Source organism: Micromonospora sp. bgisy143 (assembly GCF_057708145.1).
In genome coordinates this window covers 1-24093 of sequence record NZ_JBYIRN010000038.1, presented here as the reverse complement: position 1 = coordinate 24093, position 24093 = coordinate 1, and the positions used below count along the sequence as shown (strand labels likewise).

Annotated in this window: 17 protein-coding genes and 1 tRNA gene; 4 read left to right on the top strand and 14 right to left on the bottom strand. The window is 70.8% G+C overall.

Features of this window, described 5'->3' with window-relative positions; genetic code table 11:
- Positions 1 to 81: 81 nt before the first annotated feature.
- From AC3EN4_RS29385 to AC3EN4_RS29365, 5 genes are all read right to left on the bottom strand, one after another.
- Positions 82 to 2442, bottom strand: coding sequence for a transglutaminase TgpA family protein (locus tag AC3EN4_RS29385; protein ID WP_435209530.1), 2361 nt, complete (start codon positions 2440 to 2442; stop codon positions 82 to 84).
- On the bottom strand, positions 2418 to 3575 hold the full coding sequence (locus tag AC3EN4_RS29380; RefSeq protein ID WP_435209528.1) for a DUF58 domain-containing protein: 1158 nt from the start codon (positions 3573 to 3575) through the stop codon (positions 2418 to 2420). The genes AC3EN4_RS29385 and AC3EN4_RS29380 overlap by 25 nt, the downstream gene beginning before the upstream one ends.
- Before the next feature lie 12 nt (positions 3576 to 3587).
- Positions 3588 to 4583, bottom strand: coding sequence for an AAA family ATPase (locus AC3EN4_RS29375; protein ID WP_422735771.1), 996 nt, complete (start codon positions 4581 to 4583; stop codon positions 3588 to 3590).
- A gap of 27 nt (positions 4584 to 4610) precedes the next feature.
- Complete coding sequence (locus AC3EN4_RS29370) at positions 4611 to 7235, bottom strand: fibronectin type III domain-containing protein (protein WP_435209526.1); 2625 nt, start codon at positions 7233 to 7235, stop codon at positions 4611 to 4613.
- A gap of 213 nt (positions 7236 to 7448) precedes the next feature.
- The gene (locus AC3EN4_RS29365; protein ID WP_435209524.1) at positions 7449 to 10403 is read right to left on the bottom strand and encodes a fibronectin type III domain-containing protein; all 2955 of its coding nucleotides are present in this window, start codon (positions 10401 to 10403) and stop codon (positions 7449 to 7451) included.
- A 209-nt stretch (positions 10404 to 10612) separates the two neighbouring features.
- Between AC3EN4_RS29365 and AC3EN4_RS29360 the strand changes: the two genes are divergently transcribed.
- Positions 10613 to 10696 (top strand) — tRNA-Leu (locus AC3EN4_RS29360).
- Here AC3EN4_RS29360 and AC3EN4_RS29355 read toward each other — a convergent pair.
- From AC3EN4_RS29355 to AC3EN4_RS29320, 8 genes are all read right to left on the bottom strand, one after another.
- A complete protein-coding gene (locus AC3EN4_RS29355; RefSeq protein ID WP_435209522.1) occupies positions 10678 to 12318 on the bottom strand; it encodes a recombinase family protein in 1641 nt (546 codons plus the stop codon). The genes AC3EN4_RS29360 and AC3EN4_RS29355 overlap by 19 nt on opposite strands.
- Before the next feature lie 38 nt (positions 12319 to 12356).
- Entirely contained in the window at positions 12357 to 12623 is a 267-nt protein-coding gene (locus tag AC3EN4_RS29350) for a hypothetical protein (protein ID WP_435209520.1), read from the bottom strand.
- Positions 12624 to 13308: 685 nt separating this feature from the next.
- The gene (locus tag AC3EN4_RS29345) at positions 13309 to 14106 is read right to left on the bottom strand and encodes a phosphotransferase family protein (protein WP_435209518.1); all 798 of its coding nucleotides are present in this window, start codon (positions 14104 to 14106) and stop codon (positions 13309 to 13311) included.
- A gap of 463 nt (positions 14107 to 14569) precedes the next feature.
- Positions 14570 to 15226, bottom strand: a complete 657-nt coding sequence (locus AC3EN4_RS29340) for a GNAT family N-acetyltransferase (protein WP_435209517.1) — start codon at positions 15224 to 15226, stop codon at positions 14570 to 14572.
- A 34-nt stretch (positions 15227 to 15260) separates the two neighbouring features.
- Entirely contained in the window at positions 15261 to 15794 is a 534-nt protein-coding gene (locus tag AC3EN4_RS29335) for a hypothetical protein (protein WP_435209515.1), read from the bottom strand.
- A gap of 468 nt (positions 15795 to 16262) precedes the next feature.
- Positions 16263 to 16940, bottom strand: coding sequence for a GOLPH3/VPS74 family protein (locus AC3EN4_RS29330; protein WP_435209513.1), 678 nt, complete (start codon positions 16938 to 16940; stop codon positions 16263 to 16265).
- 10 nt (positions 16941 to 16950) lie between these two features.
- The gene (locus AC3EN4_RS29325; protein WP_435209511.1) at positions 16951 to 17955 is read right to left on the bottom strand and encodes an acetamidase/formamidase family protein; all 1005 of its coding nucleotides are present in this window, start codon (positions 17953 to 17955) and stop codon (positions 16951 to 16953) included.
- A gap of 5 nt (positions 17956 to 17960) precedes the next feature.
- A complete protein-coding gene (locus tag AC3EN4_RS29320; protein ID WP_435209509.1) occupies positions 17961 to 19358 on the bottom strand; it encodes an APC family permease in 1398 nt (465 codons plus the stop codon).
- Positions 19359 to 19987: 629 nt separating this feature from the next.
- Here AC3EN4_RS29320 and AC3EN4_RS29315 point away from each other — a divergent pair.
- Positions 19988 to 21253, top strand: coding sequence for a helix-turn-helix domain-containing protein (locus AC3EN4_RS29315; protein ID WP_435209557.1), 1266 nt, complete (start codon positions 19988 to 19990; stop codon positions 21251 to 21253).
- Here AC3EN4_RS29315 and AC3EN4_RS29310 read toward each other — a convergent pair.
- Complete coding sequence (locus tag AC3EN4_RS29310) at positions 21250 to 21984, bottom strand: HAD family hydrolase (RefSeq protein ID WP_435209507.1); 735 nt, start codon at positions 21982 to 21984, stop codon at positions 21250 to 21252. The two genes, AC3EN4_RS29315 and AC3EN4_RS29310, sit on opposite strands and share 4 nt — an antisense overlap.
- A gap of 548 nt (positions 21985 to 22532) precedes the next feature.
- Between AC3EN4_RS29310 and fxlM the strand changes: the two genes are divergently transcribed.
- Positions 22533 to 23762, top strand: coding sequence for a methyltransferase, FxLD system (gene fxlM, locus AC3EN4_RS29305; RefSeq protein WP_435209505.1), 1230 nt, complete (start codon positions 22533 to 22535; stop codon positions 23760 to 23762).
- A gap of 50 nt (positions 23763 to 23812) precedes the next feature.
- Positions 23813 to 24007, top strand: a complete 195-nt coding sequence (locus AC3EN4_RS29300) for an FxLD family lanthipeptide (RefSeq protein ID WP_435209504.1) — start codon at positions 23813 to 23815, stop codon at positions 24005 to 24007.
- The last annotated feature ends 86 nt before the right edge of the window (positions 24008 to 24093 follow it).

The following is a 24093-nucleotide window of genomic DNA, read 5'->3' as shown; positions in this document are numbered from 1 at the left end:
CGCCGAGCTGATCAAGAGGTTCGCGTCAAGAAGATGCCCGCCGATGACGCGAACCTCTTGATCAACGGCGGAGCCGGCGGATCACCGGCGGGCGCGGCGCAGGGGAGCGGGGTGGACGGACCAGAGCAGGCGCCGCCACCAGGGACGGGCCGCCCGCAGCGTCGTCACGTAGTCGGTGGCCACCTCGGCGGCACGCGCCGCCTGGTCGGCCGTCGCGGTGCCGGGGGCGAAGCCCACCTGGTTGAGCAGCGTCGCCAGTTCGTCGACGGGCGAATCGGTCGTCACCTGAGGTGGCGAACCAGCCGTGTGACGGGCGTCCGCGAGGGCCTGCCGGGCGCGTCCGGCCACCTCGGTGGCGGCCAGGTCGTCGCCGACCGGCCGACCGGCCAGCCGCAACGCGTCCGTCACCTCCCGCCAGGCGCCCGCGATGCGCTGGCCGGGGTCGCCCCCCGCCAGCCGTCTTCGGGTGAGGGAGCGGCGCATCGCCAGCAGGGTGAGCAGCAGCGCCCCCACCACCAGCAGCAGCGACCCGCTGCCGCCCGCGACCAGCACCGGCGTGGACACCCCACCACTCGCGGGCGGCCCGTCGGGGGCGGCCACCGGCTCCGGCGACGCGGTCGGCTCCGCGGTGGGCGCGGGCACCTCCGACGGCGGCGGGTCCTCGGGCGTCGGGCGGAAGTCCTCCTCCACCGGCCGCGGCTCGTTCTCCGGGCGGGGCAGCGGGTCGAACGCCACCCAGCCCAGCCCGTCGAACAGCACCTCCGGCCAGGCGTACGCGTCGCCGGCCCGCACCGGTCCCTGACCACCGGAGGAGAAACCCACCACCACCCGCGTCGGCAGACCGGAGAGCCGGCCGAGCACCGCGAACGCCGCCGCGAACTGCTCCGACGTGCCCCGCTGGCCGCCGCCGTTGCGCGGGCCGAAGAGGAAGAAGGCCAGATTCGGGTACGCGTGCCCGCTCGGCGCGTCCGCCACCACCCGGTAGTGCTCGGCCAGGAACTGCTCGATGGCCGCCGCCCGCGCGTACGGGGCGCCGTTGTCCTCGGCGAGTTGGGTCGCCAGCCGGCGCAGCGGGTCCGGCACCCCGTCGGCGACCCGCAGCACCCGGGCCACCTCCTCGCCGGCCGGCACGTTCGCGGTGGCCAGCAGGTTGGTGTCCGGGCGCTCCCGGACCGACGTCACCTCGTACCGCAGCCCCGGCGTCAGCCCCTCCGGCCGGATCAGCGTCCCCGTCGCCGGGTCGTACGCCACCCGCGCGCCGCTGACCTCCCGTGGCGTCGCCACGGCGGGGAGCAGCCGTCCGGTCAGCTCCGCCACGGTGATCTGCTGCTGGACGGTCTGCACCGTGCTGTCCCGGGCCGGCGCGGTGGCCGGCAGGATCCGCCCCGCGTTGCGGTACGTCGCACCGACCCGCCAGGTGATCCCGTCGTAGTCACTGAGCACCGCCAGCCGGATCCGCACGCCGGCCGTCTTCGGATCGTCCGCGTCGCCGGCCGGAGCGGTGGTGCCCGACGTGCTCACGTCGAGCAGCTTCTGCTCCGGGTGCAGCGCCCACCCCGAGATCCGGATCAGCGGGTTCTCGTCGAGCGTCTGGACCTGCGGCGGCTCCACGTACCGGCGCGGGTCGACCGGTCGCCCGTCGACCTGACCGGCGACCACCGGGCCGAGCAGCGCGACCAGACCGATCACCAGGACGACGCCGAGCGCCGCCGACACCGCCAGGCGGAGTCGCACCGCCGCGCGTACCCCGGGGGCGAGACCGGCCGCCGGATCACCACCGGCCGGCGGCGAACCGGTCGGCGCGGCCAGCCCCACCGCGGCGACCGCGACGAACGCCACCGTCGCCCCGATCGCCGGCTCGGCGTTCGGGCCGACCACGTAGAGGGCCGCCGCGTAGAGGCCCGCCGCCGGCAGGTAGCCGAGCAACACCCGGCCCGTGCGCAACGCCACCTCGGCCCCGGCCAGACCGGCCAGCCAGGCCGCCACCACCGGCACCAGCACCGTGTCCGGCGTGGGCTCCACCGGGATCATCGCGGTGAGCAGGCGGGGAATGCCGTTGCGCGCGGCGTCCGCGCTCACCTCCAGCAGGCTGCCCGGCAGGTCGGCGCGAGCGGCGGCCAGGCGCAGCGACCACAGTGTCCACCCGGCCAGCGCCGCCATCGACACCGGCGCCACCAGCCACGACGGCAACCGCCGGGTGGCCACGCTGACCAGCACCGAGCCCACCGCCGCGCCGATCACCAGCCGGGTCAGCAGATCGCCCGCGTACACCCGGCCCAGCACCACCCCGGCGAGCGCGACGAGCGCGATCAGCGTCAGCGGCACGACGGCCGCCCGCAGCGCACGGACCACGCGCCCGGCGCGGCCCGGGCCGTCCGCCGCCGGCTCCTGCGCGGCGCGCTGCGGCGCGATGCCCGTCACCACCGGCGTACCCCGTCCCACTCGGCGGCGAACTGCGCGCCGTCCACCGCGTCGACCACCACCAGGCCGGCCGAGCCCGCCGGCGTCGGCTCCGTCGCGCCGAACACCCCGACCAGAACCGACGGGTACGCGCCGCGCAGCGCCCCCACGTCACCCAACCCGTCCCGCCCACCGGGGCCGGTCAGGAAGATCAACGTGTCGCCGAGCCGGTCCTGGCGCAGCCGGGAGGTGACGGCGCGCAACGCGTCGTCGGCGTCGGACAGGTCGGCCGCGGCGAGCCGGTCCAGCGGCCCGAGCGCGGCGGTGTCCCCACCGTCCGTCTGCTCCGGACCGACCAGCAGCAACAGCACCGGCAGGTCGGCCCGGTGCGCGGCGGTGACCACCGACGCCGCCGCCTCGCACGCGGACTCGAACGACTCCGCCACCCCGCCCGCGCGGCGCGGGTGCGCGGCCGCCCGATTGTCCAGCAGGACGACCAGGCTGGGCAGGCTGGTGTCCACGTTCTCCCGCACCATCAGCTCGCCGACCCGGGCACTCGTGCGCCAGTGCACCCGCCGCAGCTCGTCGCCGACCACGTACTCCCGCAGCGAGTCGAACGTGATCGACCCGTGCGGCACCCCGTCGACGCGGCCGTCGAGGCTGCGCCCCGCGCCGGTCGGCACCGCCGACAGCGGGTGGATCCGAGGGTGGACCCAGACCGGCGCCGTCTCTCCGTACGGTCGGGCGAGCGCCACCAGACCCAGCGGGTCGCGCCGGGTCACCCGCAGCGGGCCGACCGCCACCACCCCACGGCGGTCGGTCGGCACGTCGTAACGGACCTCGGTGTCCCGACCGGGACGCAGGCGCAGCAGCGGCACCGGCACCGCGCGGCTGCCGCACCGGTCCTCGGCCAGCAGGTTCGCCGAGCGCAGCCGGCCGGCGTTGCGGACCGTCAACGTCATGCTCGCCGGCTCGCCACGCGCCACCCGGTCCGGGTCGGCCCGGCGGCTGACCACCAGCCGGGGACGCCAGGCCGCCGTCAGCGCCGCGTAGCCGACGGCCGCGCCGGCCGCCGCGCCCAGCAACGTCAACTCGGGGTACGCGAACCGGAAACCCGCACCCAACAACACGACGGCGGCGACGAGCAGCCCGACCCCGCGGGCGGTGATCCCCATGCCTGCTGCCGGTCAGCCCTGCACCGGGGCCGGCTGCCCCGACGGCAGCGGCACCGGCACCGAGGCGACCGCCTGGCGCAGCACCTCCGCGGCGGTCATCCCGCGCACCTGCGCGTCCGGCGTCAACAGCAGCCGGTGCGCGAACACCGGCTCGGCGAGCGCCTTCAGGTCCTCCGGCATGATCCAGCCCCGCCCGTCGATGAGCGCGTACGCGCACGCCGCCCGCGTCAACGCGATCACGCCCCGCGGACTGACCCCGACCCGGACCTGCGGATGGGTACGGGTCGCGGCGGCCAGCCGGACCGCGTACGCGTACAGCGGCTCGGCGATGTGCACCCGACGCGCCATCCGGACCATCTCCCCGACGGTCGCCGTGTCGGTGATCGCGGCGAGCGCCTCCGGGGAGCGGACCGTCGCGCCGCGCAGCACCTCCACCTCGACCGCCTCGTCCGGGTAGCCGACGGACAGCTTCACCAGGAACCGGTCGAGCTGCGCCTCGGGCAGCCGGTAGGTGCCGTCCATCTCCACCGGGTTCTGCGTCGCCACCACCAGGAACGGCGCCGGCACCGGATGCCGGACCCCGTCCACGGTGACCGTGCGCTCCTCCATCACCTCGAGCAGCGCCGACTGGGTCTTCGGCGACGCCCGGTTGATCTCGTCGGCGATCACGATGTTGGCGAACACCGGCCCCGGATGGAACTCGAACTCCCGGCTCGCCTGGTTGAAGATCGTCACGCCGGAGACGTCCGACGGGAGCAGGTCGGGCGTGAACTGGATGCGCCGCCACTGACCCTTCACGGTCGCCGCGATGGCCCGTGCCAGGGTCGTCTTACCCACCCCCGGCACGTCCTCCAGCAGCACGTGCCCCTGGGCGAAGAGCGCCGTCAGCGCCAGCCGGACCACCTGCGGCTTGCCGAGCACCACCGCGTTGACGTTCTCGGCCAGCCGGGCGGCCAGGGCGGCGAAGCCCTGGACCTCCGGCTGGGTGAGCGGCTCGTGGGTGTTCACGGTCGGTGGTGCTCCTCGCCTGGTGCTTCAGCAGGTGGGCAGGACGTTGATGTTGTCGCCGCCCTCCAGGTTGAGCCAGGCCCAGGGAATGTAGTTCTTCCCGTTGTACTCGACCTGCACCCACCAGTTGCTCTGCTTCTGGTCGTTGTAGATCCACGAGTCGACGTTCTCACCGGACTTCTTGCAGTACGCCTTCAGCCTCGTGCCGGGCTTTGCCCAGCCAGCCTGCTGATCGTTGTCCTGCCGGGTGACCTTGAAGATCTCGTTGCCGTTGCGGCCGTCGACATCCTTGTTGCAGTACGTCCGCTGGTCACCGTCGGGACCGTTATTGCACGTCGCGATCCCGTACAGCGGCAGCGTGTCCTCAGCCCGCTGGGCGGTGCCCTTGCCGGCGGCGTTGGTCGCCGTCACGGTGAACGTGTACTTCGTACCCGGCGTCAGACCGGACATCGTGATGCTGGAACACGGCCCGGCCTTCGTCGGCTCACCCGACGTGCTCAGCGAGCAGGTGGCCCTGCCGCCGCCCGCGTCCACGGTGAACGTGACGGTCGCTCCCGTCGCCGTCGCCGAGGAACCGGTGACCGTGACCCGGGGCGCCGCGACCGTACGGGCCGTGGCGGTCGCCTCCGGACCCGGCCCGGCCTCGTTGACCGCCTTCACCTTCACTGTGACGTTCTGGCCGTTGCCCAGACCGGTGACGGTCGTCCGGGTCTCGGTCACCTCGCTGGTCTTGCCACCGACGTCCACCTGGTACTTCGTCACCGGCCGGCCGTTCGCCTCCGCCGGTGACCACTGCACCGTGACCGCGCCCGGCTGGTCGGCGACCGTAGCGGCCTGCAGCTCCAGCGGACGACCCGGCGCCGCGAACGGCACCACCGTGTTGCTGACCGGCGAGGCCGCCGAACCGGCGCCCTTGTCGTTGACCGCCACGACGGTGAACGCGTACTGCGTGCCGTACTCCAGCTCACCGGCCGGCACCACCAGCTCGGTCTTGGTCGACTCGCCGGCCGGCGCGTTCGTACCCGCCGACGTGGCCGTCACCGCGTACTTCACGATCTTGTTGCCCTGGGCGTTCGCGGCCGGCCACTTCACCACCACCGTGCCGTCCGGCCGCTCCTGCGCCGTGACGCTGGCCGGCGGGTCGGGCACCGCGGCGGTCGGGGTGACCGGGTTGCTGCTGCGCGGCGGACCGTCGCCCTTGGCGTTCACGGCGTGCACCGCGAACCGGTACGTCTCGCCGTTGGTCAGCCCCTTGACCTCGACCGCGCGCTGGTTGGCGCCCACCTCCAGGCGCTGACCGGCGCCCTCCACGACGTACTTGATGATCTCGGCGCCGTTCGCGGCGGCCGGTCGCCAACTCACCCGGGCCTGGGCGTTGCCGGCGGCGGCCGTGACGCTGCGCGGCGCGCTCGGCTTGCTCACCCGAGGCTTCTTCGGCGGGGGCGGCGGCGGGGGCGCCGGCGGCGGGTCACCGCCCAACACGTCGTTGGCGTACTTGTCGACCTCGCGCACCTGGTGCTTGTCGTCCACCACCCGGGCCGTCGCCGAGTTGGGCGAGTTGATGAAGAGGTGGTTCTCCCGGACCTCCATCTCCAGTGGCCCGGTCGCCTTGCCCTTGATGGTGTCGACCAACTGGCCGCCCGCGTCGAAGGAGTAGATGGTGCCGGTGGCCTCGTCGGCGCAGTAGAACCGGTCGGCCCACGCCACCGCCGGGCTCAGCCGGTCGCCGCTGCCCGGCACCGTGAACGTCCGCTCCGCACCGACGTCACCCACCACCAGCACCCGCCGCTCCGCCGGCACCGTCACCGGCACGCGGGGCCCCGACGTGCGGGCCGGCAACGCCGCCCGGCCGGGCAGCGTCAACGGCGTCGGGCGCACCTCGCCGCGTTGTACCCGCACCAGTCGGCCGGCCGTCCGGTCCAGCACCGCCACCCCGTCGTCCAGCGTGGAGACCTGCAACTCGTGGCTGGGGTCGGCGACGTCGTACGTCTCCACCCGCTCCGGGCTGAGCCCGCCGCCGGCCGGCGCGGCCGAGGCCGGCGCGGACGGCAGCTTCGCGGCGGTGACCGCCGAGACCGTGCCCTCGCTGGGCACCGCGATCCAGAGCCGCCCCTCACCGTCGAACGCGCCGCCGGTGATGCCCGGCGGATAGCGCACCGGCTCACCCACCGGGCTCAACGACCGGGGGTCGAGCTGCCGAACGATGCCCTGCACCGCGTCGACGACGAACGCCGCGTCCTCGTGCAGGGCGACGCTCACCCCCAGGCCGGGCGTGGTCGGCGTGGTCGCCGTGAGCTGCAAGGTGGCCAGGTCCAGTGAGCTGATCTGCCCGGTCTGCAGGTCCCGCAGGATCAGCAACCGGTCGGTCTGGGCGACCTGCATCGGGTGCCGCCGGGCACCGGGAATCTCGGTGCGGGTGTCCACCCGGGCGGTGACCCCGTTGACCCGGGCCAACTCGCTGCGCAACCCGCTCCACAGCCAGGAGCTCGCGTCGTAGTTGGCCACCGCGTTGTCCGCCGCGCCCAGCCCGAGGACGGTCAGCCCCATGGCCGCGAGCAGCGCGACGACCGTGCCGACCGTCACCAGCCCGCCGCGCAGTCGGGACCGGGAACGGGGGGCGTCGATCCGCTCGGCGTCGTCGATGCTGGCCACAGCCGGCTGCCTTCCCTGAGTCGTGGCAGGTGGCGTACGCCTCGCGGCGACCCCTCCCCTGAGCCGGGTGCCATCATATGGGCCCGGCCGGAACGGGGGAACCCGCACCGTCACCCCTGTGGATACCGAGCGTGCGCGGTGGACGCGCAGCTCAGCTCCACAATCGCCAATCCGACCGTGACCAGCGGTGAACGCGCGGGCCGCTCGCGTCCGTCAGCTCGGCGGTGTGGACCGTTCGCGGTCGGTGCAGACCTGACCGGAGGTGGCGAAGCTGTCGGTGGAGTAGACGGCGAGCACCGTGAAGCAGTAGTCCACCCGGGAGCTGAGCCCGTTGACCGTGTGACTGGTCCGTCCCGGCTCCACGGTGGCCATCACGCCGAGCGCCGATCCGGCCCGTCCACCCGCGACCATGAACGGCACCGTACCCCCGGACGGATCCGTCCAGCTCAGCGTGATCGTCACGGCGTCGTCGCGCAGCTTCAGGTCGCCGGGAGGGGGACCGGTCGTCGCCGGGGCCGCCGTCACGGGCGCTCCGGACGGCGGCGGCGTGTCGTCGCGGCTCAACACCACCGCGCCCAGGCCCACGACCGCCACCAGGGCAACCCCGGCGGCCACCGCCGCGCCGATCACCGTCGCCCGGTTGCGGCCCGTCGAGCCGGTCCCATCGGTGTACGCCGGCGCGTACCCCTCCGGCGGGTAGTGCTGCCCCGGGTACACCTCGTGACCGGCCGGGACGTGCCGGCCCGGGTACTGCTGGCCGGCCGGGTACCGCTCGGCGGCCGGGAACCCGGGCGTGACCGGCGCACCGTAGGGCGCGCCCAGAGCCGGCACCAGATCGTCCACCGGAGTGGACGCCGAGCCGCCAGGCCCGCCGGTGATCGGTCCCGGGATGCTGTACCCGTGCGGGACGGTCCCCGGGATGCCGTGTCCACCCGGGACGGCTCCCGGGATGCTGTGCCCCTGCGGGACGGTTCCCGAGACGTCGTGTCCACCCGGGACGGCTCCCGGGACGACGTGTCTGTGCGGGACCTCTCCCGCGCCGCTATGCCCGTGCGGGACGGCTCCCGGGACGTCGTGCCCACCCGGGACCGGGGCGGCGGGTGTCGGGACCGGGCCGGAGCCCGGCGTCCAGGTGGACGTGGCCGCAGCGGTGACCGGTTCGTCGGCGGCGGGTCGGCCCGGCGGAGGGGTCGCCGGTCCGACGACCGGGATCACCTCCGTCGACGCGGACGCGAACCTCGACGACTCGGCCGGCCCGGTCGCCGGCGTGTCGGTGCCTCCGCCGTCCGGCCCGGGCCACTCGTGCACGTCCGCCGTGCCCTCCGAACTCGGCGTCACCTCGGCCACCGGGGCTGCCTGTCCGCCCGTCGACTCCCGCGCGTCGGCGCCGGCGGCGGGCAGCGGTTGCGGCGGGGCGCTGCTGCTCCAGGGCGGGGCGGTCAGTCCCCACGGCGGCGCGCTCACCGGAGGCGCCGACACGGGGTGGTACTGGCCGGGTGGTCCGGAGACGGGATGGCTCTGGCCAGGTGGTGCCGACACGGGAAAGCCGGGCGGCCCGGACACCGGGAACGCCGGACCCGGAGGCCCGGAGACGGGGTGCGGGGGTGCGGAGGTCGGGAACGCCTGGGCCGGGGGCCCGGAAACGGCATGAGGCGGTCCGGACACCGGGAACGCCGGGGCCGGCGGTCCGGACACGGGATAGCCGGGGCCGGGCGGCCCGGACACCGGGTCAAGCGGCCCGGACATGGGCTGCGGTGGGCCGGACACCGGGAACGTCTGAGCCGGCGGGCCGGAAACGGGGTGCGGGGGTGCGGAGGTCGGGAACGCCTGAGCCGGGGGCCCGGAGACGGGCTGAGGGGGGCCGGAGGTCGGGAACGTCGGGGCACTGGAGACGGGATGCGGCGGTCCGGACACCGGGAACGTCGGGGTCGGCGGTCCGGACACCGGATAGCCGGGGCCGGGCGGACCGGACACGGGGTGGTCGTACCCGGGAGGAGCGGACACCGGGCGGCCCGGCTGCGCGGCTGCTCCGGAGGTCGGCCCGGGAGGCAGGGGTGGTCCGGAGGCCGGTTGCGGCGGTGCGGCGGGCGTCGCGCCGAACGCCTGGTGCGAGGGCGTGCCCGCCGGGCCGTCCGTCGCCGGCAGTGCACCCGCGGGTGCCGCACCCGCTGTCGTGCCGGCTGCGCCGCCCGGACCCGCCGCCGCGATCCGAGTCGCCTCCTCGGCCAGCAGGGGCTCGATCTGCCGTACCTGGATCGTGGGGTCAGCCCACCGCGGAGCCGGCAGCGGCGCCGACGGCGCGGCGGGTTGCTGCGCGGTGCGGGGCGGCGCGGCAGCCGGCGGTGTTGGCGGCCCGGCCGGGCGGGTCGGCGCCTCGTCCGTGCGCTGGCGCGGCGGCGCGGGTGGAGGCTGTTGCCGCGCGGGTGGCGTGGGCTGGGCGGCTATCCCGGGTGGGGGAGCGGCCACTGGTCGGGGTGTGACCGCCTGCTGCTCGACCCGCTGGCGCGGCATCGGCGGTGCGGCCGGTGTCGGGGGAACGGCGGACGTGGGCCGCGCCGGACCGGTAGGGGTCGGAGGCGGCGCCCAGGGCGACGCGGGTGCCGGTGGACCGGCCGCCGCGGGACGCATCGCGGCCAGGGTCGCCAGGGACAGCGTCGGGCCGGAGAGCGCCGACCGGGCCCCGGAATCGGTCGAGGCTCCGGAGGTGGACGGCCCGACGTACGGCTGCTCCGCAGCGGGGCTTGCCTCGCCCAGGTAGTCACGGGCGGCGCGTACCACCGGGTGGTTCTCGCCGAGTGCGGCGGGCCCGGCGGTGGCGACCCGGGTGTAGTTGCGACGGGCCTCGTGCCTGTTGCCCAGTTCCTCGGCGACTTCCGCCAGCTCGAAGGCGAGCGCGAGCATCGTCGGCTCGGCATGGTCCCAGCGTCGCTCGCCCGCCGCGAAGGCCTCCTCCAGCACCCGGCGGGCGGCGAGCGGATCGTCGGCCTCGCGGTGCAGGCGGGCCAGCAGATGAGCGGTGTGCAGCGTCTCGGGATGATCCTCGCCGTACGGGGGGCGGGCGGACGCGACGGCGTCCGCGAGCAGCTGCCGGGCGGCGTCGTGGTCACCCGCCGCGCGCAGCGCGAGGGCCCGTTGCTGTACGGCGGCCAGGGGAGAGGGATGGGACACAGGGCAATGCTGCCGTCACCGGGCCCGCCGACGCTACCCGGGCCTGCGCTCAAGTCGACTCTGGTGACCCTGGGTGGTCGTCTGAGCAGCGGCGGGAGGGTGATGTGCATGATCCACGAGCGCCGTGTACAGTAACTCCCCGTGCGGCCCGCTGGGCCGACCTTCGGATGCAAGATCATCTGGGTCGGCGAGGTAGGCTGAACGAGCAAGTCCGGGTGGCGGAATGGCAGACGCGCTAGCTTGAGGTGCTAGTGCCCGTATAGGGCGTGGGGGTTCAAGTCCCCCCTCGGACACAAACCATTGCCCCACGGTGCGCGCTGAGATCCACTTCAGCGCGCACCGTTTGCGTTTCTGGCTGGTATTTCAGCCGGAGTCCGAGTTGCCGGTAGACCTCGGCCTTGTCGGCCGGGTCGGCGTCGCGGAGCACGGTGGTGATGTCGCCGAGCGCGGTCACCAGGGCGGTGATCTCTGCTGGGCTCATCCGGCGCGGGGTGGCGCCCGCGATGGCGTGTAGTTCGGCTTCCGCGCGGTTGCGTTCGGCCTGGGTTTGAGCGATCCAGCCGGTGACCACAGCCGGGTCGGCGCCGGCGTCGAGGGCGGCGCGGTAGCGCTCCAGTTTGGCGTCGCACTCCGTGACGATCGCTTGGGCTGCGGCGCCCGTTGTGGGCGGATGATGGAGGGGTTGGGCGTCGACCATCGCGGTGATCGTCTGCGCAATGCGGTGGGACGCGAAAGCGGAGGCCAGCCAGGCGTCGAGCGGGTCGGTGAGTGCGTCCTCGCGCAGGTACACGTTGCGGGGGTGGGGGACCTGGTTGGCGAGGGCGTACTCATGCGGGAAGCGGCAGCGGTAGTAGGCGTCGCCGTGGTTGTACTGGCCCTGCATACGTCGGTCGCAGGCGGCGCAGTAGATGAGACCCCGGAAGACGTACGGGTTGCGGGTGCGCTGCCGGACGTGTTGCCCACCGGTTCCCCGGCCCCGCCGTTGCAGGATGACCTGAGCCTCCTCGAAGGTCGCGTCGTCGATGAGTGGTTCGTGGGTGAGGTCCTTGGAGACCACCCACTTGTCGCGGGTGTTCCAACGCATGACGCCGGTGTGGCCCATGGCCACGTCGTCGACGTCCAGCAGCACCTCGTCGGTGCGTTGCTTGTTCCAGACCTGCCGGCCGGTGTAGCGGGGGTTCGTGAGGATGACGCGGACGGCGCTCTTAGACCAGGCGATGCCGCTGCGGTGCCGGTTGCGGGCGCGGTCGTGCGCTGACGGGCAGGGCACGTGATTGGCGGTGAGTCCCTCGGCGATAGCGAACAGGCCGATGCCGGAGAGGAACTCGGCGAAGATCCGCCGGACGATCGGGGCGGTCTGCTCGTCGGGGATGAGGCCCTTGAGGTGTTTGCCGTCGGCAGCCTTGGCGGGGTTGGGGTGGGGTCCGAGGTCGCGAAGTGTGTAGCCGTAGGGCGGCCGTCCGCCGAGGTAGCGGCCCTCGAGGAGGGTCTGGGCGGCCATGGCGGTGCGGACGCGTAGCTTGATCCGGTTGCGTTCGCCTTTGCTCATGCCGCCGAAGACGGACATGACCAGTTCGTGGGCCTCGTTGTCGGGGTCGATCGGGCCGCCGATCTCGGGCACCCATAGCTCGACGCCGTAGTGAGCGAACAGCGGCACCGTGAGACCGAACTGGTTGCCGTAGAACGCGCGGTGGGGTTCGCCGACCACGACGGCAGAGAAACCGCGCCGTGGATCGCGCAGCGCCGTGAGAAGGAGGCTGGCCTGGACTCGGCGCTGCCAGGGCAGGGAGCGGCTCTGGCCGACGTCGAAGTACTCCGTGACGATGCGTCCACCGTGAGGCTGGATGAGTGTCGTTGCTCGGGTGAGCTGCCAGCTCCGGGACGATTCGGGGTCCTGGTTGTCCTCGGTCGACACGCGGCCGTAGAAGGCGAAGGGTTTCGGTTGAGGGGTGGTCATCGGTTCTCCTGGTTCGAGTGGTCGGTGCGGCGGTCGTTCACGTGACTGAGTAGTTTCAGCAGGGCGGCAGCGGCGCCGGGGTTCACCTCGGGTGGCTGGCCGGGTACTACCACGCTGGTGACGCTGCGCGATGCGCTGCTGTCGATGGTCTCGACCGTCCATGAACGGTCGTCTTCGCTGGGTTGGTCAAGTCGCTCGTCGGCCGGCGCGGCCGGATCCGGCTCTTCGCGATGTTCAGCTTGGTAGTCGGGCGGCAGCGTCATGCGCCTCCGTCCGGCGGTCGCCCCGGCCGGCACACGCTGCGGTGGGCGTGCGCCGTTCGCTCCTTGACCTCCGTCAGCTCGCTGTGAGAGGGAGCGGATTGGAGATCGAGGCCAGCGTCGGCCACCTGGTTGGGCGGGATCGTGGCGCTGTAGCTCGTAGCGCTGGTGCCTCGGATCGTGGCAGATGAGTGGGTTGTCATGGGAGATGTCCTTCGGTTTGGTCAGTGCCGGTTGCTCCGGCAGGCATGAAGAAGCGGCCGGTGCCGTCGGGCACCGGCCGCTCGTGGGGTAGCGGGGGCGTTACTTTTCTGCGGTTGTCAGGTCGGTTGGCGGCCTTTGAGGTGAGGGACGAGCGCATGATGGCGCGGCTTGCCGCGCGCCCGGGCGGACCAACTTGCTGGGAAGAGCACTCTCTTCACACCGAAGAGGTCGCTGGTTCGATACCAGCATCGCCCACTCTCAGTTTGTGCAGGTCAGAAGCCCGTTGCCGGATCAGTCGGTAACGGGCTTCGCCCTATGTGCTGCTTACATTGGGAGCAGATTGGGAGCAGCGCGGCTGGTTCTGTGTTCGGGCCGCCATGGCCCTGTCCGGTTGAGTGACCTGATGTGCGGTCCCGGGCCTGCTGGCTAGTTGAGGAGTTGGGCCGACCGCTGCCGGTGCCGCGCGGCGAGAGGGTGGCCCCGGTTATGGTTCATGGGTTGACTGGCGGCCGTAGGTTCGATGGTTGGCCCATTCGCCGGTCCACAAGGCGAGGTCGTGTATCCAGAGCTCGGCGCTTTGCCGGGACTTGACGGCCCACTTTGTTGCGTTCTTCGACGCGAAGTGGTTCAGGACCTGACGGTCGGTCGCTGTCCATGCGGGAAGCTGGGTTAGCCACTGTTCTGCCTGTTGCGCGCTGTGGCCGCTGCCGATCAGCCACTGGACGAGCAGCGCGAGTTCGACCCATGCGGCGGCCTTGGTTGCCCACTCCCAGTCGACGATCCGTAGGCCGAGTGGCGTCACGATCAAGTTGGTCGGGTTGAGGTCGGAGTGGATAAGTGTCTCGCCATTCATGGCCGGGTGCGTGAACCCGAGCCGGGCTGCCGGGGTGAACCACATCTCGCCAAGCGCAGGTGTCTCTTGAAGTGCTTTGAGCGCGGCGAGGAGCAGATCGAGGTCCCTACTGCCGAGTGACAGGTCGGGGTGGGGACCGGCGAGATGTTCGGTCCCCACTACCAGCCAGCCATCGGATTCGAACTGCCACAGGACCGCGGGCGGGTGCCGGTCGATGGCTCGGGTGGCCGCGAGTTCGTAGCGCAGCGACCGAACGCTCAGCTCGCCGGAGGCAGCCTTGACGAAGATCCGCCCGGCGGGTCCGGTCACCGTCGAGGCGATCTCGGCGTGGTTGCCACTGGAAGCCGAGGTGACGTCGAAGGTTCCGCCGACCCGTTCGGCGATCCCTGCCGTGACGCTCTCCGGCAGAGCGGTCCAGTCGCTACGCATCAAAACTCTTCTCTGCTACGTGCCCGGCCGAGGCGGATTCGGCGGACAGCAGGACCCGGCCTCGCCGCCCCAGAATTCCACGTCGACCCGGTAGCCGGTCGCGTGCAGCGCCGCGAGTGTGTAGGTGATGGCGGTGCCGTCCTGCATGGCCCCGGTCAGGATCGGCCGGTGGTGCACGTAGTGGCCCGCGATCTGTTTGCAGGCGACGGTGTAGGGCTCGCTGATCTGCAGGGCGGCGTGCCAGACAGCCGCAACCAGCAGCGATGATGACCACGCCGCCGTCTATCTCAACCAGGCGGGCCGCAGCTGACAAGGCGCGGCGATCGTGAACGTGTTCCCCGATCGGCCGATGCGGCTGCGGGAGCCAGCGCTGGTTCCCACCAAAGCACTGGGCTGGCAGCTCACGATGGGGGTGGGGGAGTCGTCGTCCTTTCTGTCGACGGTTGGCCTGCGGATCGCATGCTCAGGGAACTCGATGGAACGGCGCGGGTTCGTTGTCTTGTGGAGGGACTGGCTTTGGTTGGCCAGGGGTGTGATGGCGCGGGTTTCGGCGCATGGTGCTCAGGGTTGGGCCTTCGGGCAGGTTGATGGTCGGTTGTGGTGTGTAGCCGTGGCGGATGTGCATGTTCTGGGCGTCGGGGGTGGTGCTGGTCCAGGACAGGAGGTTCACGTGGTCGAGTCGGCTGCGGTGGTGGTTGAGCAAGGCCGTGCCGCGTCCGGAGCGTCTGGCGGTGGGTTGTACGGCCAGGAACGCGAGGTGGTAGTGGGGTTCGGTGGGTCGCTCCTTGGCGAGCAGTCGGTCGAGGAGGTCGAAGCGGTCGGCGTGGGGTCCGGCGGCGTCGCTGAGGCGGGTGGGGTAGTTCGCGGGGGGTGGGATGGGCCGGTATCGGTGGAAGCCGACGGTGGCGGCGGTGGCGTCGTCGGTGAGGTAGATGTCGCCGTAGAACATGGCGTGTTCGATCCAGATGGCGAGGACGTCGGTGAGGATCCGGCGTCGTGGGCTTGGGTCGGGGATTAGCCATGTGGCGAGAGGGCTGGGATGGAGGGCGTCGGAGATGAGTGCGGCGACCGGGTCTTTGTCTGCCCAGCGGGCGGCGCGGATGCGCGGGACAGTGTCCATGGCGGTATTTCCCTTGAGTTTGTTGTTGGCGGGGTCAGGAGTTGTCGCTGCTCGTGGTGTGGGTGTGGACGAGGTACAGGTGGTAGTCGTCGACGAAGGCGCCGTTCCGGTCGCTGCCGGCTGGCGGTGTGAGTGCGGCTCTTTCGTAGGCGAGCAGTTCGCCGGTGCTGGGGTTGAGGATCAGCAGGAAGCGGATGTCGTCGGCGGTGGCGCTGACGCCGATGCCGGTTCGGCCTGCCCGGTCGGTCACCGATGGGTGGTAGGTGATTCCGGGGGCGTCGCGCAGGACGGTGAGGATCGCGGTGCGGGCGGCTTGGTTGGGGGTGCGCCAGCCGAGCAGGCTGGCGAGGCCGCGGATGACGGCGGTGGGTCCGAGGAATTGGGGTTGCGTGGTGTCGATCTGCGCGGTGAGTGCCGTCGGGTCGGCGGCGATCGGTCCGATGGGTCCGTCCAGCTGGCCGGGGTAGTAGGTGCTGTCGTCGGTGGGCTGGTTGCCGCCGGGGTAGCGGCTGCTTATGACGCGGCCGGAGGCGTCGTCGGCACGCCAGCGTTGCTCTTCGAACAGCACGGTCCGCGTGGTCGTGCTGTTGCCTGCGATCGTGGTGTCCGTGGCCCACTGGAGTAGATGGACGTAGGCGAACCGGCCCGGGATCGCATCACAGCCTGACGGCCCCGCCCCTACCATCCTGGGGCCCTGCCGGGTCGGAGACGACGCCGACAGACGCGTCGGCACCTGGTCGAGTTGCTGTTGGGCACGAGTCTTGAGCTGCGCCGCGGTCAGGGTGGCGGGCGACGGACACGGTGCCACGGTCGGCCGGGACGCGACGGTGCGTGGCAGCGAGGGTGGGGATGGCACCGGCCCGGCGGCGGTGCCCGTCCAGGTCGGGATAGCGGTGGCGGCAGCGAGCAGACCGAGTACACAGACGGCGGCTATAACCTTCATGGTTCCCCGGCCGACCGGGCGGGGCTTGCCGGTCGGAGGTCGCACGGGGGATTGGTTGGGCACGGTGGGCTTCCTTGCGATGAGCGGACAGGGCTAGCGGTAGGCCGCGGTGGCCAAGTCACCGACGGCGGCGTCGACGGCGGCGATGATGTCGCGTATCGGCTGGTAGTGCTGCGCGGCGATGGCCTTCAGGCGAGCGGTCATGGCTGGGGTGTCGTCGTCGAGGTAGAGGTGGTGGGTGAGGCCGAGGTCGGCGACGAGACCGGCGAGGGCGGCGGTGTGGTCGTTGGGTTGTTCGTGGCCGGCGGCGAGGTAGCGCAGGCGGGAGCGGGCGATGACCGCCCATTTGCTGTCGGAGGGCAGGTAGGTGTGGTCGCGCATGAGGCCGCCGAGGCGCCGTCGGGTGTACTGGCGCAGGATCCCGCCGGCGAACAGGCCGGCGCGGGTGCGGTCGTAGAGGTCGTTGGAGAACCCCCGTAGCCACCGTCGTAGCAGCGGGTGGGCGTCACGGATGGTGGCGGCCGCGGCGTCGGCGATCAGGTCCCCGGTCGGACGGTCGACGTGCGGGTGTATCCGTTGGTGTCCTGCTGCGCGGGTGTCGTCGTTCGGGTCGAGGGTCACCCGTCCGGCCAGGTACAGGTCGATCAGGACTGCGCCCGCGAGTCCGAGGGCGAGGGTCTGTTGGTGTACGTGGGGGTGTCCGGTGTCGTCGTCGTGGCCGAGGAGGAACAAGTCATCGCGCAGCGGCAGGCGCGGGATCGACGCGGGCATCGGCGGGTTCCTACCGCAGCCCGGCGGTCAGTCGCCGTAGCCGCTCGTGTGTCCCGCCATAGGCGGGTCCGGGGGCGGGGAGCAGGGTTTTGTCGATGGCGGCGAGGACTGTGTAGTTGGGGTCGCACACGTTGCCGATCGGCGCCCGCCCCGCCTGCGACACAAGCTGATAAGCGTCCAGGGTTTCCAGGCCGGTCAGGGCGCTGACCCAGCCGACGAGGTCATGCTGGGCGATGCGGTAGGCATCCTCCAGGGGCCTCGCGCAGCCGATCGTCAGGATGTCCCGCTCGGTCTCCAACCGCGGCCACCGGGTGGTCACGCCTTTGATGACGTCGATGGCGAGGGTGGTGGTCGTGGCGATCTCCACGCCGACCCCGCAGGCCTCGCCCTCGCCCTGGCGGGCGTGCCCGTCGCCGAGGGCCAGCATCGCCCCGTGCACATTCACACCCAGGTAGAGGGTGGTGCCGGCGCGCAGGTGCGGGGTGTCGAGGTTCCCGCCGTGGGTGTCGGGCAGGAGTGTGGAGCGGGCTTCGAACCCGCCGGGGGCGACACCGATCGTGCCGATCATCGGGTCCAGCGGCAGGTCCACGCTGTGGTCGCTGCGGGTGGCCTCGAACCGGACGGTCCCGGCCTGCCGGTCGATGCCGTACACCCACACCCGCTCCTCCAGCGGAGGCTGCAGGGTGGCCGTGTGGGAGGTGGAGGTCAGCGCCCCGAAGTGCGGGAACGTCGACGACACACCCCAATCCCGCGCGGGCGTGATGACGGCGAGGTGCACGGCGAGGGTGTCGCCGGGCTCGGCGTCCTCGACGAAGAACGGCCCCGACACCGGATTGAGGTACGGCATGCGGCACACCTGCGACGGCAGGTCCGCCGGCCCCCTCACGAGACCACCGAAGCAGTCCTCCGTCACGACGGTGAACACGTCACCCCCGCGCACGTGCGCCACCGGCATCCGACCGCCGAAGGTATACGCCAGCTCGTCCCGAGCCGGCCGGTAAGTGAACCTGTCCATGCCGGTCACACCCGCTCCACGTGACGAGCCTGCGGCTGCGCGGGCGCCAACCCCGACAGTGCCGGCCGGCGGCCGGACAGGTACAGGCCAGCCAGGACGACCATCCCGAGGGCGAGCCATGCCAAGCCGAGGCGCTGCGCGGCGATGTTGGCGTTGACCACTACCCACACCAAGATCGCGAAACCGATCGCGGGCATGACCAGGTGCGCCCACCAGTTCCCGCTGCGCTCCCGGATGAGGTGATGCACCACGACCGAGACGTGCAGGACCAGGAACGCGACCATCGCCCCGAAGTTGATCAAAGAGGACAGCAGCGTGATCCCATCCGAACGGGTCGCCATGTAAAGGCCCAGCGCCAGGGACACGGCACCGGTGAGCAGCGTGGCGTTGATCGGCACGTTGCGCCGGATCGACACCTTCGCCAAGAACGCCGGCAGCTGTCGGTCGCGGGCCATCGCGTACAGCAGCCGAGAGGTGGCGACCTGCGCGACCATCGAATTCGGCAACCCCCACGCGATCGCCGTGGCCACAGCGCACGTCGTCGCCAGCCAACCCCCGCCGGCCACGGCGGCAGCGTCGTAGAAGGCAGTGCCGTTTGGATCGCCCTCCGCAAGAAGGCTGCCGGGGTCGGGGACGAGCATCGCGGCCAGCCACGTCTGCGCGATGAACAGCACCCCGGCCAGGATCAGGACGGCGGCCATGGCGCGGCCGATCTGACGGGAGCCGCCCTTGGTCTCCTCCGCCAGCATGGAGATGCCGTCGAAGCCGAGGAAGGACAGCACGGCGATCGACACCGCGCCCGCCACCAGCGACCAGGTGAAGGTGTCGGAGTTGTAGAACGCCGCCCAGCTGAACCGGCCCCTACCCGAGGCGAGGGCCCAGCCAGCGACGGCCAAGAAGACCGCCAAGACGATCAGCTCGCCGACGAGCATCACCCGGGTGACCACCGCGGTCATGCGGATCCCCACCGAGTTGACGATCGTGTTGACCGCGACGAACCCGAGCAGCCACAGCCACACCGGCACCGACGGGACCGTCGCGTGCATCGCCACCGACGCCACCAGGTACAGCAGCCCCGGCACGAGCACGTAGTCCAGGAGGATCACCCAGCCGGCGAGGAACCCGACCGGCGGGCTAATGCCGCGGCCCGCGTAGTTGTAGACGCTGCCCGACATCGGGAACGCCCTCACCATCTGCGCGTACGAAAACGCCGTGAACACCAGCGCCAGCACACCGACCGCGTACGCCAGGGCCACCATCCCGCCCGAGCCGGCGTAAACGCTGCCGAAGATGGCCATCGGCGCGATCGGCACCATGTACACCAGCCCATAAGCCAAAAGATCCCGGAACCGGAGCTGGCGCTCCAACTCCTGCCGGTAGCCGTAGCGACTTAGGTCGTCCATCCCGGATCCTTTCTCAAAGTTAAGTAACGATCCGTCGCTATGAAGTTCCTGCTGTTGCGGCTCGACCGCGACGTATCCAGGTCGGGGCCCCGCACTTGTTAGCGGCGGCGACAGTGACTAAAAGCGAAATCACTCGATGTCGGTAAGGTTCGTCCGTCACGTCCGACAATCCGCCGACAAAAGCCCTCTTCAGGCGGCGACTGCAAATGTGCTGGAGTGTGGCGGAAGCCGCCTTACTAGAATTCGCACTGCGGGCCGCGCGGCCACAGAGGGCTAGTCAATGCTGCGGCCAGTGAAGGTGGGAGCTTGCCAGTACCGACACAGCCAGTTATCGACATCCGGGCACTCAGCTGTTGGTAAGTCTCAGTGTGAGCGCTGACGATACGAGAGGCGGGCGACCCGGCCCGCCGGCCGGTTACGCCTTCCTGCGCCCAGATGCCCGTAGGAGAGATGCGCAGCGGAGCCACAAAGCATGGGCGGATCCGAGACAACGCAGGGCGATGTTGGAACTTTGTCGGAGATTCTGGGAAGAGGCCGCTGGTTAGCCAACAGCATCACAGACCTGCACTACAGTCCTCTCACGCCACAGCGTCTCGCATCGCGCGAGCGTTCACCGTCGGGAGGTGCTGATGTCAGGCGTTCCATCGCAAGACGTAGCCACAGCATGGATCGGCCTCGGTCACATGCTTGCCCGCAGCCGGAAAGCCGCTGGTTACACACAAGAGACCTTTGCGCTTCGTGTTAACTATGGGCGGAGCACGATCGCCAACGTGGAGACCGGCCGGCAACGAGTGCGGCGGGAGTTCTGGACGCGAAGCGACGAGCTACTGGAGACTGGCGGCAGACTGACCCGAGAGTACGATCAGATCCAGCTTGCCCGCACCCGGCGCGCGTCAAGCGGCATGACTGCTTCTCAGCCTCTGGTCGCCGCGCGGGCGTCATCCGTCCTAACGGTGGAGGCGCTAGCGCTCACACCTGGGACCGACTACCTGATGGGTGAGTGGAACAGCTTCTCGACCCTCACCAGCATGCTGGCCCAGCAGCGTCAGGCCGTATCACCCAGCGCGCTACTTGGGCTTATCGAGGCGCATCGCGATTGCTTGTCGACGCTCTACCGTAAGGCCGGCCACGCACCTATCCGTGCGGATATCGGAGCCATGCTTGCAGAGGCCTCGATCGTAGCCAGCCGGCTCTGGAGCGCACAGGGCAAGCGCGCCCTCGCACTCGCTCACTGTGCCTCCGCCCGCCACTTGGGCGACCGGCTCGGCAATCGCAGGATCAGCGCGACGGCACGGATCTTTGAGAGCAACCTCCACTCGGAAGCCGCCACACTGATCGAAGCAGACGGTGACATCATGATCGGCCTGCGGCTACTCGACGAGGCCGCCCACGCTTCCGCACATCTCAACCCCGCAGCACGAGCCCGAATAGCCGCCGAACAGGCCCAAGCCTATGCCGCTCTGCGGCTTCCACGCGAGGCTGCTGCGGCCCTGGAGCGCGCAGAAAATGCAGTCAACGATTTGTCACCAGCTGACTGTGTCGGCCTCTATAGCGACTGGAGCAACGCCCGGCTCCATGTCTACGTGGGCACATGCCACCTACTTCTCGGCCAGCTCCACCAGGCTATAAAGGTGCTCGAAAACGCAGTACAAATGCTGGAACCCGACCAGGGCAACATCAACGTCGCCCTCGCCGCAGCAGTAGACCTGGCCAGCGCCTACGCCGAGGCCGGCGAACTTGAACAAGGCTGCGCCCTGCTCGGCAACACCTACGATCAGCTTAAAGCCGGTGGAAACCATCGAGGCATAGCTCGAGCTCAAAGAGCCCGAGAGCGGCTGGCCCGATGGCGGGCCGAGCCGGCTGTCCTCGAACTTGAGGAGCAGATGGCCGCCTAACAGGTGGCCGGCGAGCTGCCCGAGCTCAACAGGGAACTGACGGCGGCCACCACCATCGTTGGGTCGAGACTGTCGAGTACCAGGTCGGGTTCGTACGAGGTCAATTCCTGACGTCCAATCCGGTGAGCGACGACGGCGACACGAAAGTCGGCGTGACGTGCGCAAGCGATGTCGTTGGGCGCATCCCCTATGACGACGGCTCGAGCAGGGTCGAGCTGGTGACCGTAGATCGCGGAGTAGCGCTGAGCAACGATCGCCGGAAGCTGAAAACGGTCTCGAGCGTCCGACCCGAATCCGCCGATGCGAAGGTCGAGAAACTCATTCAAGCCCGCCACATGCAGCTTGACCTCGGCGGCCGAACGTAGATTGCCGGTCAGCACGGTCTGCGTGAAACCACGATCGTGTAACTCCGCGATGCTCGCCACCGCACCTGGATACGGCGCTTGGATCTCAGCCAACTCCCGCTGACCCTCTTGCATGACTGTGACGATGGCCCGACGGAAGGCGGGTATGCCCGCCTCCGCAGCTGACGGGTCGACGCCCGAGGCGATCGCCGTGTCGACGGCAATCGACTCGTCCGTATACCCGTGCACTCTCTTCTCAGGAAACACAACCTCGGACTCCGCGATGCCGTAGGCACGAGCGATCGCTCGCGTCAGCCAGCGCAAGTCCGCAGGGATGAGCGTCCCGTCAACGTCCCAGATAACCAAGCCTGCGCTGCCGTGGTTCATAGCAGCATCGTCGCACGCGTACGGGCAGGTGACTCTGTCGAACGCCGCGGGGGTTCGCGGCCGGGCTGGATGGCCAGACACCGGAGCGTCCCCTCTGAAACGCCACCTCAGCCACGCTTCGTAAGAAGGAGTTCACGGCTGCCGCTGGTACAGACCATCGCGGATCCGCGCTTGCTGATGGTGCGGGGACTTGTCCATGCCGTGTCGGTGGATTGTCAAAGTTCGAGGACGTGTCTGTCCGACAACGTCCGACGGCGGCGATCGTAGTGGCGCCTGCCCCGAACGGCCGAAGAATTCCGCACCGATCCGAAAGGTCACACCCAAGGGCACCCCCCTTTGTTGCCCTACGTGGCGGCGGTCATCGCACTGGCGATAGCTGTCGGCGGCGTGCTGTGCCAACGTCACCGGGCGGCGCCAGCAGACACCCCCGTCCCCGGCCGCCGGCTCATCCTGGACCCGATAGCACTGCTAGCCGCACCGTCGATGCTGGCTCGCGCGTTGCGAGCGAGAACAGTGTCCCGACCCGACTGAGGAAGAGGAAGTAGCGAGTGAGCCAGACAACGGACATAGAATCCGCTTCCGATCGCGCCGTCGAGCTGCGTGCCGCTCTCGTCAGCGACTTGCGCGCCCAGCAAAAGATCACCTCGGAGGTGGTGGAGGCCGCGGTGCGTCGGGTGCCGCGCGAGCGGTTCATGCCCGCAGGCACCGACCTGGACGTCGCCTACGGCTTCGACAACTCGGTGGTGACCAAGCAAGACGAGCACGGCGTGCCGATCTCGTCGGTGTCTGCGGCCTACATCCAGGCGCGGATGTTGGAGCAGGCCGAGCTCGCGCCGGGCATGACGGTGTTGGAGGTCGGTTCGGGTGGCCTGAACGCCGCGTACCTTGCGGAGATCGTCGGCCCTGAGGGTCGGGTTGTCAGCGTGGACATCGACCCGGAGGTCGTCGACCGGGCCGCGACGTTGCTCGAAGAGAACGGTTACGGCAGCCGTGTCCGTGTTCTCGTCGCCGACGCGGAGCACGGCGTACCCGACGAAGGACCGTTCGACGCGATCATCGTCACCGTTGGCGCGTGGGATATCGCCCCCGCCCTGCTCGATCAACTGCGCGAGGGCGGAGTGATCGTCCTGCCGCTGATCATGAACGCGGTCACGAGGACGATCGGCTTCCGTCGCGACGGCGATCACCTGGTCAGCAGGTCGGTGGAGGTCGCTGGGTTCGTACCGATGCAGGGCGACGGCGCGCACCCCGATCGGGTGTTTCTGCTGCCTGACGCGAATGGCCGGCATGTACGGCTCCTGTTCGACTCCAGCGTGCCGGATCACCTGGGCCGTCTCGACGGTGTCCTTACCACCAGGCGGACCGAGCTGTGGTCTGGCGTGACCATCGGCAACGGGGTGTCATTCGCCGACCTGCACCTGTGGTTCGCGTGGTTCCTGCCCGGCTTCTGCCGTGTCGCTGCCGACGAGGGCACCGACCTGGCTGCCGAGCGCCTCTGGTTCCCCTTCGGTGTCGTCCACGGCGCGGGCTTCGCCTACCTGGCGTTGCGAACCGCGGCCCAGGGGGAGGGATTCGAGTTCGGGGCCCGCGCCTTCGGCCCCGACGGCCAGCGGGCCGCCGCCGCGATGGTCGAGCAGCTCCGGGCCTGGGATCGCGACGGGCGCGACGTCGAGCCCTGCTTCGGCTACTGGCCCACAGACAGCGACCACACCCACATCCCCGCTGCCGCTGCCGTCATGGACAAGACCCACGGCGTCATCTCGATCTCCTGGTCCTGACGACCAGGTGGCACCACCACACAACCCCTCCAGAAAGGACAGTGATCTCGATGGCTCCGCCGACCGCGATCCTCGACGCCATGCCGACCGACGCCGAGGCCGTCACCGACGACGACTTCGTGCTCGACATGCGGGTGGTCGAGGCGACCACGCCACTGGTGACCATGGCGTGCAGCACGAGCGACGGCTGCGGAAGCAGCTGCGGCACCAGCGCCTGCGCCACATCGTCCTACGACCCGGCCTGACCCCTCAGGTTCCGCAAAGCAGTAGTGGGGGGGGGGGGGGGGGGGGGGGGGGGGGGGGGGGGGGGGGGGGCGGTGGTGGTTGTGGG

Coding starts and splice junctions, on each gene's coding strand:
- AC3EN4_RS29340 (WP_435209517.1), bottom strand. CDS start 15,226: ATGGACACTGTCCCGCGCATCCGCGCCGCCCGCTGGGCAGACAAAGAC.
- AC3EN4_RS29380 (WP_435209528.1), bottom strand. CDS start 3,575: ATGGGGATCACCGCCCGCGGGGTCGGGCTGCTCGTCGCCGCCGTCGTG.
- AC3EN4_RS29310 (WP_435209507.1), bottom strand. CDS start 21,984: ATGAACCACGGCAGCGCAGGCTTGGTTATCTGGGACGTTGACGGGACG.
- AC3EN4_RS29345 (WP_435209518.1), bottom strand. CDS start 14,106: ATGCGTAGCGACTGGACCGCTCTGCCGGAGAGCGTCACGGCAGGGATC.
- AC3EN4_RS29350 (WP_435209520.1), bottom strand. CDS start 12,623: ATGACGCTGCCGCCCGACTACCAAGCTGAACATCGCGAAGAGCCGGAT.
- AC3EN4_RS29315 (WP_435209557.1), top strand. CDS start 19,988: ATGTCAGGCGTTCCATCGCAAGACGTAGCCACAGCATGGATCGGCCTC.
- AC3EN4_RS29330 (WP_435209513.1), bottom strand. CDS start 16,940: ATGCCCGCGTCGATCCCGCGCCTGCCGCTGCGCGATGACTTGTTCCTC.
- AC3EN4_RS29325 (WP_435209511.1), bottom strand. CDS start 17,955: ATGGACAGGTTCACTTACCGGCCGGCTCGGGACGAGCTGGCGTATACC.
- AC3EN4_RS29300 (WP_435209504.1), top strand. CDS start 23,813: ATGGCTCCGCCGACCGCGATCCTCGACGCCATGCCGACCGACGCCGAG.
- AC3EN4_RS29320 (WP_435209509.1), bottom strand. CDS start 19,358: ATGGACGACCTAAGTCGCTACGGCTACCGGCAGGAGTTGGAGCGCCAG.